At 66.5% G+C, this 12,315-nt stretch carries 11 protein-coding genes; 8 read left to right on the top strand and 3 right to left on the bottom strand.

Features of this window, described 5'->3' with window-relative positions; translation table 11 throughout:
- The first annotated feature begins 4 nt into the window (after positions 1 to 4).
- Both NL241_RS31450 and NL241_RS31445 read left to right on the top strand, forming a co-directional pair.
- The gene (locus tag NL241_RS31450; RefSeq protein ID WP_487690551.1) at positions 5 to 823 is read left to right on the top strand and encodes an ABC transporter permease; all 819 of its coding nucleotides are present in this window, start codon (positions 5 to 7) and stop codon (positions 821 to 823) included.
- A complete protein-coding gene (locus NL241_RS31445) occupies positions 820 to 1,866 on the top strand; it encodes an ABC transporter ATP-binding protein (protein ID WP_494396024.1) in 1,047 nt (348 codons plus the stop codon). Before NL241_RS31450 ends, NL241_RS31445 begins: the two co-directional genes overlap by 4 nt.
- Here the strand turns inward: NL241_RS31445 and NL241_RS31440 are convergent.
- The gene (locus NL241_RS31440) at positions 1,820 to 2,542 is read right to left on the bottom strand and encodes a FadR/GntR family transcriptional regulator (RefSeq protein WP_487690555.1); all 723 of its coding nucleotides are present in this window, start codon (positions 2,540 to 2,542) and stop codon (positions 1,820 to 1,822) included. The two genes, NL241_RS31445 and NL241_RS31440, sit on opposite strands and share 47 nt — an antisense overlap.
- An 87-nt stretch (positions 2,543 to 2,629) precedes the next feature.
- Here NL241_RS31440 and NL241_RS31435 point away from each other — a divergent pair, with 87 nt between their 5' ends.
- Positions 2,630 to 3,913, top strand: a complete 1,284-nt coding sequence (locus NL241_RS31435; RefSeq protein WP_494396023.1) for a maltokinase N-terminal cap-like domain-containing protein — start codon at positions 2,630 to 2,632, stop codon at positions 3,911 to 3,913.
- Positions 3,914 to 3,930: 17 nt separating this feature from the next.
- Here NL241_RS31435 and NL241_RS31430 read toward each other — a convergent pair whose 3' ends face one another.
- On the bottom strand, positions 3,931 to 5,523 hold the full coding sequence (locus tag NL241_RS31430) for an aminotransferase class I/II-fold pyridoxal phosphate-dependent enzyme (RefSeq protein ID WP_494396022.1): 1,593 nt from the start codon (positions 5,521 to 5,523) through the stop codon (positions 3,931 to 3,933).
- A gap of 79 nt (positions 5,524 to 5,602) precedes the next feature.
- On the opposite strand from NL241_RS31430, the gene NL241_RS31425 reads away from it, so the two are divergent.
- Positions 5,603 to 6,142, top strand: a complete 540-nt coding sequence (locus NL241_RS31425) for a CGNR zinc finger domain-containing protein (RefSeq protein ID WP_494396021.1) — start codon at positions 5,603 to 5,605, stop codon at positions 6,140 to 6,142.
- Between the two features lie 35 nt (positions 6,143 to 6,177).
- The gene (locus tag NL241_RS31420; protein ID WP_494396020.1) at positions 6,178 to 7,632 is read left to right on the top strand and encodes an MFS transporter; all 1,455 of its coding nucleotides are present in this window, start codon (positions 6,178 to 6,180) and stop codon (positions 7,630 to 7,632) included.
- Between the two features lies 1 nt (position 7,633).
- Here NL241_RS31420 and NL241_RS31415 read toward each other — a convergent pair whose 3' ends face one another.
- Positions 7,634 to 8,191 (bottom strand): LppU/SCO3897 family protein, encoded by a 558-nt coding sequence (locus tag NL241_RS31415; RefSeq protein WP_494396019.1) that lies wholly within the window; start codon positions 8,189 to 8,191, stop codon positions 7,634 to 7,636.
- A gap of 209 nt (positions 8,192 to 8,400) precedes the next feature.
- On the opposite strand from NL241_RS31415, the gene NL241_RS31410 reads away from it, so the two are divergent.
- The 3 genes from NL241_RS31410 (at position 8,401) to NL241_RS31400 (ending at position 12,306) form a co-directional block, all read left to right on the top strand.
- Complete coding sequence (locus NL241_RS31410) at positions 8,401 to 9,708, top strand: cytochrome P450 (protein ID WP_494396018.1); 1,308 nt, start codon at positions 8,401 to 8,403, stop codon at positions 9,706 to 9,708.
- Positions 9,709 to 9,845: 137 nt separating this feature from the next.
- Positions 9,846 to 11,201, top strand: coding sequence for an NtaA/DmoA family FMN-dependent monooxygenase (locus NL241_RS31405; RefSeq protein WP_494396017.1), 1,356 nt, complete (start codon positions 9,846 to 9,848; stop codon positions 11,199 to 11,201).
- Positions 11,202 to 11,232: 31 nt separating this feature from the next.
- Entirely contained in the window at positions 11,233 to 12,306 is a 1,074-nt protein-coding gene (locus NL241_RS31400) for an aldo/keto reductase (protein WP_494396016.1), read from the top strand.
- Positions 12,307 to 12,315 lie beyond the last annotated feature (9 nt).

Genomic DNA, 12,315 nt, shown 5'->3' with positions numbered 1-12,315 from the left:
AAGAATGGCGAGTCAAAGAATGGCGGCGAACCGGGTGGTCCGTGGCGTCCTGTGGGTGCTGTTCGGTCTGTTCTTCCTGTTCCCGCTGTACGCCATGGCGGACTTCTCGACGCGAAATCTGTTGCAGGGCGGTCGGACACTGCAGGCGTGGGTGAACCTGATCGAAGACGACGCATTGTTCTCGTCGATCGTCACGTCGCTGTTGCTGTCGGTGCTGACCGTCGCGGTGATGTTGCTGCTGTTGTTGCCGACGATGATCTGGGTGCGGCTGCGGGCGCCCTGGGCCACCGGATTGGTGGAGTTCTTGTGCCTGCTGCCGTTGACCATTCCCGCACTGGTCATCGTGGTGGGACTGCGCAACGTGTACCTCTGGGTGACGTATTTCCTCGGTGAGTCGGCGCTGACGCTGACGTTCGTGTACGTCATCATCGTGCTGCCGTTCGCCTACCGCGCGCTTGACGCCGCACTGTCTTCCATTGACCTGCGGACGCTTTCGGAGGCGGCACGCTCATTGGGGGCCGGCTGGTTCACCACCATCTCCCACGTCATCGTGCCCAATGTCTGGTCTGGTGTGCTGTCGGCGTCGTTCATCTCGATCGCGGTGGTGCTCGGCGAGTACACCATCGCCTCACTGACCGGATACAACACGCTGCAGGTGCAGATCGTGGCGATCGGCAAGAGCGACGGACCCACATCGGTGGCGGCGTCGCTGGCGGTACTGCTGTTCGGATTTGTTCTGCTGCTCGGTCTTTCGCTGGTCCGCCGCCGGGGTAGGCGCGGTGCGACCGTGGAAGAGGCCGCTGCCCCGCTAGGAGGGACATGACCCAAAGTATGGGCCTTGCCGTCGATCTCAACGACCTGACCCGTGCGTACGGCCCGGTGAAGGCGCTGGACGGGCTGAGCCTGCATCTGGAGCCGGGCGAGATGGTGGCGCTGCTGGGGCCGTCGGGGTGCGGCAAGACCACCGCGCTGCGCATCCTGGCCGGTCTCGACGATCCCACCACGGGCACCGTGGCCGTCGGTGGGCGAGACATCACCAAGGTGCCAGCCAACAAACGCGATATGGGCATGGTGTTCCAGGCCTACAGCCTGTTCCCGCACCTGACCGTCGTCGACAACATCGCCTTCGGACTCAAGCTGCGCGGAAAGCCGAAGCAGCACAGGGTTTCCCGGGCGATGGAAATGCTGGAGCTGGTGGGGCTGGGCGAACACGCGCACAAATTCGCCACCCAGCTCTCCGGCGGGCAGCAGCAGCGGGTTGCGCTGGCGCGGGCGCTTGCGATCGAGCCCAGCGTGCTGCTGCTCGACGAGCCGCTGTCGGCGTTGGACGCCAAGGTCCGGGTACAGCTGCGCGACGAGATCCGCCGCGTTCAGCTCGAGGTGGGCACCACGACGCTGTTCGTCACCCACGATCAGGAAGAGGCTCTGGCCGTCGCCGACCGGGTGGGGGTGATGAGCCGCGGCAAGCTGGAGCAGATCGCCGCGCCGGCCGAGCTCTACACCAACCCGGCCACGCCGTTCGTCGCCGAATTCGTCGGGCTCAACAACAAGGTGAGCGCCGAGGTGAGCCGCGGGACCGCGACCGTGCTGGGCACATCCATGCCGGCGTTGGCCGGGTCCATCGACGCCGGTGCCGGCGTGGCGATGGTGCGTCCGGAGTCGGTGACCGTGCAACCGGATCCCGACGGCACCGCGGCCGTCGCCGCGGTGGCCTTCCTCGGCCCGGTGTCGCGGGTCAGCACCACACTGGCCGACGGCACGCTCGTCATCGCGCAGATGCCCAGCGCGCAGGCGCAGCAGTTCAGTCCGGGCGACAAGGTCATGGTGGGGGTGGCTGCAGCCCCGGTCCTGGTGGTGACGGGTTGAGGCCCGAGTACTCGTAGAATTCGTGGATGTGGCGGGTGATCACCGCGGTGGCCTGGTCGGGGTCCGAGCGGGCGATGGCGTCGACGATGGCGTGGTGCTCACCGCGCAACTTGTTGATCAGGTTGGGCCAATCCGCGATGCGTGGGATGGCTGCGACCACATAGGTCTCGATCGAACCGCGCAGGGACGTCATCATCTGCGCCACCACCGCGTTGCCGGACAGGGCCGCGATCGCCACATGCAGTTCGGCGTCCAGGCGCAGGAACTCACGGACGTCGATCTCGGGCGCGTCCATCAGCTTCAGCAGCCGCAGCACCTCATCGAGTGGGGCGTCACCCGCGGCGGCGCGGGACACTGCCCACGACTCGAGTAACACCCGCGTCTCCACCACCTGGGCGACGGGAAACGCACGGGTGGCCACGTGCAGCCGCAACGCCGCGTCCAGCGGCGCGGCAGGTTCAGCGATCAAGATGGCGCCGGCTTCCTGCCCTGAGCCCACCGAGCGGCGCACCACACCCATGGCCGCCAACACCTGCAGTGCCTCGCGCACCGATCCGCGCGAGACGTTGAGCTGCTCGGCCAGCCCCCGCTCGCCGGGCAACCGCATCCCGACCTGCAGGTCCCCGGCCTCGAGCTGCTGCTCGATGTAGCGCAGGACGATCTCGGTGGCACGCACGTGGGAACTGTACCGGCGGCTGGTCCCGATTGAGGGTGGCCGGGTTCGGGTAATGGGAGAGACGATGGGACTCGTGGGAGGAAACTCGTGAATCTGGCATTCGACGAGTGGCTGCCGAGACAACGCTGGTACGCCGGTCGTAACCGTGAGCTGGTCTCGGCGCAGCCCGCGGCGGTGACCGCGCTGCGCGACGACCTGGACCTGGTGCTGGTGGACGCGCGGTACGCCGACGGCCCCGCGGAGCGGTACCAGGTGCTGGTCGCGTGGGATGCCGACGGGGTGCCGGAGAATGCACGGATCGGCGTCGACGGGGCCCGGACGGGCTACGACGCGCTGTACCACCCGGCGTCGGCGGCCTTTCTGCTGGCACTGATCGACGGCTCCGCGCGCCGCGATGACGTGGGCTTCGAGCGGGAACCCGATGTGGTGCTGCCCGTGGAGGCGCTGCCGCGGGTGTCGTCGGCCGAACAGAGCAATACCAGCGTCATCTTCGGCAAGCAGGCGATGTTCAAGGCGTTCCGCCGGGTCAGCCCCGGTATCAACCCGGATATCGAGATCAACCGGGTGCTGGGCCGCGCCGGGAACAGCAACGTCGCCAAACTGCTCGGCGCCTACGAGACGGTGTGGGACGGCCAGCCCTGCCCGCTGGGTATGGTGACCGATTTCGCGGCCAATTCCACCGAGGGGTGGGATATGGCCACCGCCAGCTCGCGTGCGCTCTACAGTGGTGAGCCCGGCGGGGACCTGGCGGCCGAGACCTACCGCCTCGGTGAGGCCGTCGCCTCCGTGCATCGTGCGCTGGCTGACGAACTGGGTTCTGCCACAGCGGAATTCCCGGTCGAGACGGCCCTGGCCCGGCTGGAGTCCGCCGCCGCGCAGGTGCCCGACCTGGGGAACTATGTCGCGGCCATCCAGAGTCGGTTCCGGGCGTTGGCCGGGGTGCCGATGACCGTGCAGCGCATGCACGGCGATCTTCATCTCGGGCAGGTGCTGCGCACACCGGAGACCTGGCTGCTGATCGACTTCGAGGGTGAACCCGGTGCGCCCCTGGAGGAGCGTCGCAAACCGGATTCACCGATCCGCGATGTGGCGGGCATGTTGCGCTCCTACGAGTACGCCGCCTACCAGCCGCTGGTCGGCAATGAGGTGGGGGTGAACGCGGTGGCACAGGCGACGGCCTGGGTGGACGACAACCGCACGGCGTTCTGCGACGGCTATGCCGCCGTCGCGGGTACCGACCCCCGCGAACACGATGCCCTGCTGGCGGCATACGAGTTGGACAAAGCCGTGTACGAAGCGGCGTATGAGTCGCGCTATCGTCCCGCGTGGCTGCCGATCCCGATGCGCTCGATCGCCCGACTGGTGACCTGATGCATGCCCGGCCGGGGCTAAAGGCACCGCCCGATCCGGTCCAGGATCTCGTCGAGCAGCGTCGGCGTCGTCGCGAAGTTCAGCCGCGCGTAGGACGAGGTGTCTACGTCGGTGTGCTGGCTGAAATCGGCGCCGGGGCTCAACTGCACGCCGCCGGCGAGGATTCGAGCGGCGGGATCGGCGGCCAGCGAAGTGCCCCTGAAGTCCAGCCAGCCCAGGTAGGTCGCCTCCGGCGCGCGGTAGGTCAGTCCGGGTTGGGCCGCGGCCCACTCGGACACCCGGGTGCGGTTGCGGTGTAACAGATCTGCAAGTTCCTTCTGCCACGGGTCGCTGTCGCGCCACGCGGCGACGGTGGCCACCCGGCTCAGCACACTCGGGGTGCCGAAGAAGTCCAGCGGCGCCCGATCCAGCGCGTGCGCGGTGGGTAGATGTCCGATGTGCGCGACGGCGCAGCGGGTTCCGGCCAGGTTGAACGCCTTGGTGGCCGAGGTGGCCGTGATGGTGAGCGCGGCTACGTCAGGCCCCAGCGAGGCGAACGGAACGTGGGTGTGCGGCGCATAGGTGAGGTCGGAGTGGATCTCGTCGGCGAACACCGGAATCCCGTGCTCGATGGCGAGTTCGGACAGTGCGCGCAGTTCCTGACGATCGAGCACCCGCCCGGTGGGATTGTGCGGGTTGACCACGACGAGGAGCCGGGGCGTGTGCCGCACCAGAGCAGCACGATGCTGCTCGAGATCAAGTTGCCCGGTGTCGTGGAAACGCAGTGGGACGATGGTCCGGCCGGCGCGCTGGATCGCCGCCAGGAACGGCGGGTAGGTCGGGACATGCAGTGCCACAGCCTCACCCGGGTGGGTGGTGTGTTCGATCACCACCTGCAGGATCTGGATCAGATCGCTGAACACCCGGGTGCGGTCGGGTTCCGGGGACCAGCCGTAGCGGGTGGTCATCCGGTCCGTGAACGCGGTGATCACCGGGTCGCCCTCCGGCCAGTACGGATATCCGAGGTCCTGGAGGTCGACGGTACGGCGCAGTGCCGCCGAAACGGCCGGCGGCACACCGAGATCCATGTCAGCGACCCAGGCGGGCAGCACCGTCGCCGGTACCGCTGTCCACTTGGCGCCGTGCCCGTCGCGCAGTCGTTCGGGATTGCCCGGCGGTCTGGACATCAGGAGGTCACGCAGCGTCTCCATTTGGCCGTGGTGTTGGGCGAGCTCTTCGAAGACGTGCTGCAGTGCGGCGCCCTGGGTGAGTTCTCGTGTCGGGCCGAGGAACTCCGACGGTGGCTGCTGCGACAGTGCCTCGGCGGGCTGAGCTGAGTCGACGTCGGCGTGCATGCGGACGCGGGTCTGAATGCACCGGCCCAGCAGTTCGTCCACGGGTCCGCTGGCGGTGAACTCGGACTCACGGTCGCGGTCCACCGGCCTGCCGCGCACGAAGCCCCCCACCCAGGTGTCGACCACAGCCAGGCAGTGGTGCAGCAGCGCGTAGGGGGTGTTGGCGCCGGGATAGGCGTGCGCATTGGCCCGCTCGTCGCCCAGCTGCTCCACGATCGAGACCATGCCATCCAGGGCGCGGTCGGTGAAATAGAGATAGTCGTCGCGCGTCAGCACCGCAGCGTCCCTTCAGTAGTAACCGGTTGAACCGGTGACGAAGTTTGCCTCATGGGGCGTCACCGGTCAAGATGGTGATGTGGACTTCGTATTCGTGAGCGGCAACCTCGGCCTCGACCTGGCCGGCACCAGGAAATGGCGGCGTACCGAGCCCGAGGAACTGCTGCCCGACGCGAACGCCTTGGCCCGCTGGTTCGCCGAGACCGGCGAGATGCCGGCGGGTATCCAGGTGGACTCCGAGGTGTTCGACGCGGGGCTGGTTCTGCGCGAAGCCATCTACCGGCTGGCGGCCGCTCGGATCTCGGGTGCCGCGTTTGATGCTGATGACCTGGTATGCGTTAACCGCTGGGCAGTGCAACCGGGGTTCGGCGTCGAGCTCACCGCCGAGGGCGTGACCAGGACCGGGGGAGCCCGGGCGGCCTTGGCGGAGGTGGCGCGCTCGGCTGCCGTCGTTCTGGCTGATGCCGCTGCGCCCATGAAGGAATGCGGCCGTCCCACCTGTACCCGCATCTACCTGGACCGGTCGCGAGGGATGCGGCGCACCTGGTGCGGTATGGACGAGTGCGGCAACCGAGTCAAGGCGGCGGCCTACCGCGCCCGCAAGCGCGAGCAGGCCTGAAGCTTTACACCACTGAAACGTCACCTGCTTGACAGGTGACGTTCTATCTCCCGATGATCTTCCCGTCACCTGTTGAAGTGGTGACGTCACTGGAATGGAAGGTCGCCCCCATGGATCCCACCCTGCCTACGGCGGTCCACGCCGAACGGCTCACCACCGCAGCGGTGTCCGCTCGTCTGGAACGTCTGCCGTGGACGCGTCATCAGCGCAGCCTGTTCCTGGTCATCGCAACCGCGTGGCTGTTCGACTCGATCGACCTCGGGGCGCTGACATTCCTGCTCGCGCCCATCAGCCGCGAGTTCGGGCTCAGCGCAACACAAGCGGGCCTGGTGGGCAGCGCCACCTTCGCGGGCATGTTCATCGGCGCGGTGGGGGCCGGGGTGCTGGCGGACCGGTTCGGCCGGCTGGCGGTGTTCAAATACAGCATCATCGTGTGGGGCACGGCGAGCCTGCTGCTGGCATGCTCGTGGGATTTCGGCAGCCTGGCGTCGTTCCGGTTTCTGCTCGGTATCGGCATGGGCGCTGAATTCCCTGTCGCCGCAGCACTTCTCTCCGAATTCGTGCCATCGGCCAAACGGGGCCGCTACGTCGCGCTGATGGAGGGCACCTGGCCGCTGGGTTTCATCCTGGCCGGAGTGTTGTCGTTCATCCTGCTCACCACCACGCTCGGCTGGCGCGGCTTCTTCGTCATGCAGGCGGTGCTGGCCGTCGTGGCGCTGATGGTGCGGCGCAATCTGCCCGAGTCGCCGCGGTGGCTGGTCTCCCGGGGACGCTACGAGCAGGCAGCGCAGGTGCTCGACGGACTCGAGCGGCGCACCGAGGCGGCGTACGGCAAGCCGCTGCCGGCGCCGGTCCCGGTGGCCGTCGGTGAGGATGGCGGAAAGGGCGGTCTGCGTGCACTTTTCAGCACGCGGTATCGCCGTCGCACGCTGGCCAGCTGGGCCATGTGGTTCTGTCTGCTGGGCGGCTACTACGGGCTGACGACGTGGTTGGGCAAGCTGCTCGCCGACTCCGGCTTCGACATGGTGAAGTCCGTCGGCTACATCGTGCTGATGGCGCTGTGGGGTATCCCCGGCTTCCTCACCGCCGCGTATCTGATCGAGGTTGTGGGTCGCAAGATGTGCTTGGTGGGCTTCACCCTGTGCTCGGCCGTCGCGGCCTTCGCCTACGGCAACGCGGCCGGGGTTGCCGAGCTGATCATCGCCGGGTCGTTCCTGCAGTTCTTCTTCTTCGGCATGTTCTCGTCGATCTTCGCCTACACCCCGGAGCTGTTTCCCACCCGCGCGCGTGCCATCGGTATGGGCAGCTCCACCGCCGCGGGCCGCCTCGGGTCCATCTTCGGCCCCCTGGTGGTTCCGATGGTGATTGCCTCGAGCGGACCCACCGTCGTGTTCACCTGCAGCGCCGTGTTGTTCGTCATCGGATCGCTGATTGCCATTGTCGCGCTGCCGGAGACGAGGCAGACGGTGCTGGAGGAGATCTCGGGCTAGCCTACAAGAGAGTTTCGGTGCAGTAGGTGCGCTCGGGCGACGGGTACGGCCAGACATACTGGTTGCCGGCGTCCGGGCACATCTGCTTGTCCTGAACGTCGAAGCGCTGGGTGACCTGAACCAGCAGCCCACCCGCTGGGGTGGCCGCGGCGGAATCGCAGTCCGCGCGTTGCAGCGCGCCGATGGGCATCTGCATCAGGTAGCAGTGCTCGGCGAGCAGGTTGGGCACCAAACACAGTGTGGCAGTGGCCTCGTCGGCGACATCGGCCGGAAAGTGTTGGTACTCGGGGTCGGGACACTGCCCCGAGGCGGTGGTGGTGGCACCGACGGTGTAACTGGGGTCCTCGGTGCAGGAGGTCTTCTTCGCCTGAACCCGGTTCGGTTCGGCTTGCGGCACCACCACGCAGTCACCGACGGCGAAGGTGCGGGCGAACTCCTCGTCGAATGCGACGCGGGCGCGGTGCAAGGCGCTGACGCCGACGACCGTGGCGGCAGCGACCATGACGGTGACGCTGAGCGCGACGAGGCTGCGCTCCTGGCGCTGCAGGCGGGGCGTCATCGTTGAAGGTTCTCAGAACCGGCCGCCGCTGTCTCCCGAACCCCATACACGCGACCGAGCGTGTTCGTCCTGCGACACGCCGAGGCTTGCGGGCAAAACCGTGCGCTCGCTGCTGTTACGGATGGGGCAAATGTGAGGTAGCGGCCTACTCTAGACGCCCGAGGTGACCAATGTCACACTGACGCGAAGCGTGCGGAAGGGCGGACACCATGACTGCAACCATCGGTCCGGTTGGTATCGCGCGACGGGAGAACGGGGCGCCGCCACCGGATGTGGCACTCAGCGACGTGCGCCTGGATCAACTGGACTTCTGGGAGCTCGACGACGACATCCGCGACGGCGCCTTCGCCACCCTGCGCCGCGAAGCGCCGATCACGTTCCACGAGGTGCCCGAGATCGCCGGCTTTCCGACCGGGGCGGGACACTGGGCGCTGGCGTCGTACGAACACGTGCACCACGCCAGTCGACATCCGGAGATCTTCAGCTCGGTGCCCACGTCGACGGCACTCAACGACACCGTGGTCGAACTCGCCGAGTTCCTCGGCTCGATGATCAACCTCGACGACCCCCGGCACCAGCGCCTGCGCGCCATCGTCAACCGGGCGTTCACGCCCAAGGTGCTGGCGCAGATCGAGCAGAGTGTGCGCGACCGCGCGCGCCGGTTGGTCGACGAGCTGATCGCCGGCCACCCGGACGGGCAGGCTGACTTCGTCACCGGCATCGCCGGGCCGCTGCCGTTGCAGATCATCTGCGACATGATGGGCATCCCCGAGGAGGACGAGGACAAGATCTTCCACTGGACCTCGGTGTTGCTGGGGGCCGGTGACCCCGAGGTGGCGCATGACGCGGAGGAATTCATCCAGGTGGGTACCGATCTCGCCATGTACGGGATCGCCCTGGCCGAGGCCCGGCGCGCACAGCCCGCCGAAGACCTGACCACCAACCTGGTCCGCGCCGAGGTGGACGGCGAGCGACTGTCCTCCGAGGAGATCGCCTCGTTCTTCATCCTGCTGTCGGCGGCCGGCAACGAGACCACCCGCAACGCCATCAGCCACGGCATGGTGGCACTGTCCCGGTATCCCGAACAGCGCGAGATCTGGTGGAACGACTTCGATGCCGTCGCCGGCACCGCCGTCGAGGAGATCGTCCGATGGGCTTCACCCATCATCTTCATGCGCCGCAACCTGACCCGCGACATCGAATTGGGCGGGGTGGCAATGAAAGCCGGCGACAAGGTGTCGATGTGGTACAACTCGGCGAACCGGGACGAGCGAAAGTTCGCCAACCCGTGGATGTTCGACGTCACGCGCGACCCGAATCCTCAGGTCGGCTTCGGCGGCGGTGGCGCGCATTTCTGCCTGGGTGCCAACCTCGCCCGCCGGGAGATTCGGGTTGCGTTCGAGGAGCTGCACCGGCGGGTGCCCGATATCGTCGCCGTCGAAGAGCCCGCCATCCTCAAGTCGGCCTTCGTGCACGGCATCAAACGGTTACCGGTGGCGTGGTCGGTGGCGCAGTAGCCGCCTGCAGGAGTTCGCCCGGCGCTTTGGAATCACAATGGTTTCGTTCGCGCTGATTTTTTGCACCGCTCAGTCCCCAGACTGCGCTCTGGTAGTAATTACGGCCGGACTAGTCAAGGGTTGGTGTCGATGTGATCGTGAACGCTTTCGAGATGGCGGGTGTCGGGTATTACGCCCAAGGCACCTGGGCGCATCCCGAGAGCACGCGCCACCGGTACACAGATCTCGAATTCTGGTTGCAGCGCGCGCAATTGCTGGACGAGGCGGGTTTCCACGCGCTGTTCTTCGCCGACGTGCTCGGCATCTACGACGTCTACCGCGATTCATTTGATCCAGCCATCGCGGGCGCGGTTGACTTTCCTCTCAACGATCCCTTCATGGTGATCCCCGCCATGCTCACGAAATCGCAGAATCTGTCTTTTGTGGTCACGGCATCGACCAGCTATGAGAATCCCTTTTCGCTGGCGCGGAAATTCGCTACTCTCGACCACCTTTCGAAAGGCCGGATCGGCTGGAACGTCGTCACGTCGTACCTGCCGAACGCCGCCCGCAACCACGGGCTCGATGATCAGTTGCCGCATGCCGTCCGCTACCGCAGGGCGCAGGAGTTCCTGGAGGTGGTTTACAAACTCCTCGAACGCAGTTGGGACGACGACGCCGTGGTATACGACAAGGTGCGCAAGGTGTATGCCGATCCGGCGAAGGTGCACACCATCGACCATCGCGGCGAGTTCTTCGCCGTGCAAGGCCCAGCGCTGACCGAGCCGTCGGTTCAGCGCACACCGGTCATCTATCAGGCCGGGGCGTCGGCCCGCGGTCTCGAATTCGCCGCAGCCCATGCCGAAGTCGTCTTCGTCAACGGACTCAATCGTTCAGGCCTGGCCAAGAACACGGCCAGATTGCGCGAGGCTGCGGTGCGGGCAGGTCGCGCGCCAGACGACGTCAAGGTCGTCACCGATCTGTCGGTTGTGCTCGGCCGCAGCCGATCTGACGCCGAGAGTCGGGCCGACGAGGTGCGGCGCGCCCAATCACCGGAGGCGCAGTACGCGGCATTCGGCGGTGCCAGCGGTTTCGACCTGTCCCGGTTCGGCGATGACGAGGTGCTCCCAGACACCTTGACCCAGTTCTCACAGTCCGAAGCCGCGCGATTCACCACCGAGAAGTCGCGGCCGGACACCATCGGTGACATCAAAGCACGCCTGGTCGACCTGTCACCGTACGCCCGCACCCTGGTGGGAACCCCGGATGACATCGCGACCGAGATGGAGACCATCCTGACCGAGACGGGCGTGGACGGGTTCAACCTGCACGAATTCGTCACGCCAAGGGATTTCGAGGAGTTCAGCGCCGAGGTGATGCCGATCCTCAAGTCGCGCGGAGTGCTCCAACCGCCGACGGGCCGGATATCGCACCGCCGGGCGCTGTTCGGCAACGGGGATCGACTCGAGGGACCACACCCGGCGGCAACGACGCGGCTGGCCGAGCAATCATGACTGACAACAACGAAAGGACACCGACCACCGCATGACTCGTCGCGTCGATTTCAGGGACAAGCGCGCAGACTCACACGCCCCATACATCGCACCGGAGGACCGGTTCAAGAGGTTCGACTACACCCGGGTGGGCAATACCGGCCTCGTGGTTTCGCCTATCGGGCTGGGATTTTGGTACAACTTCGGCGACGACAAGCCCTTCCAGGGGCAACGGGACATCGTCCGGTTCGCGTTCGACAACGGGATCAATCACTTTGATCTGGCCAACCAGTACGGCCCGCCGCTGGGGGCCGCCGAGGAGAACTTCGGCCGAATCCTGGCCAAGGACCTGGCCCGCTACCGTGACGAGCTCGTCATCGCCACCAAGGCCGGGTGGCCACAGTGGCTCGGTCCCAACGGCCGGCTCGGCGGCAAGAAACACCTCCTGCGCAGCCTGGAAGAGTCCCTGACCCGGCTCGGCACCGATCACGTCGACATCTTCTACTCGCACCGCTTCGATCCTGATACTCCGCTTCACGAGACCATCGGCGCGCTCGACCACCTGGTCCGTCAGGGCAAGGCACTGTTCGTCGGGGTGTCCTCGTACTCGGCAGCGCGTACCGCTGAGGCGTTGGACATCGCCGCTGAGCTGGGAACGCCGTTGATCGTGAACCAGTCGTCGTACTCGATGCTGAACCGCTGGATCGAACACGAACTGCTCGACGTGCTGGATCGCAACAACGCTGCCGCCGTGGCCTTCACCCCGCTGGCGCAGGGCCTGCTGACCTCGAAGTACCTCAACGGATACGAGGAGGTGAGTCGGGCAAGCCAACGCAACGAGTTGCCCGCCGATGCGCTGAACGAAGACAATCTGCGCCGGCTCCGTGGACTCGACCAGATTGCCCAGGGGCGGGGCCAGACGCTGGCGCAGTTGGCGGTCTCGTGGACACTGCGCGACCAGCGGGTGGCCTCGGCTTTGGTGGGTGTCTCGCGCATCGAACAACTCGAAGAGAATCTGAAAGCGTTGGACAGTCTGGATTTCTCGGCTGACGAGCTGGCCCGCATCGACGAGTTCGCCGTCATCGACGCAGGAGTGAACCCGTGGAAGGTGTCCTCCGAGCTGTGAGCGTGACAC

Source organism: Mycolicibacterium sp. SMGY-1XX (assembly GCF_059132455.1).
The sequence above is the reverse complement of the archived record's forward strand: the minus strand, read 5'-3'. Positions and strand labels throughout refer to the sequence as shown.

Excerpts from the sequence above, each read along its gene's own strand:
- NL241_RS31400 (WP_494396016.1), top strand. The coding sequence starts at position 11,233 with ATGACTCGTCGCGTCGATTTCAGGGACAAGCGCGCAGACTCACACGCC.
- NL241_RS31415 (WP_494396019.1), bottom strand. The coding sequence starts at position 8,191 with ATGACGCCCCGCCTGCAGCGCCAGGAGCGCAGCCTCGTCGCGCTCAGC.
- NL241_RS31450 (WP_487690551.1), top strand. The coding sequence starts at position 5 with ATGGCGAGTCAAAGAATGGCGGCGAACCGGGTGGTCCGTGGCGTCCTG.
- NL241_RS31410 (WP_494396018.1), top strand. The coding sequence starts at position 8,401 with ATGACTGCAACCATCGGTCCGGTTGGTATCGCGCGACGGGAGAACGGG.
- NL241_RS31445 (WP_494396024.1), top strand. The coding sequence starts at position 820 with ATGACCCAAAGTATGGGCCTTGCCGTCGATCTCAACGACCTGACCCGT.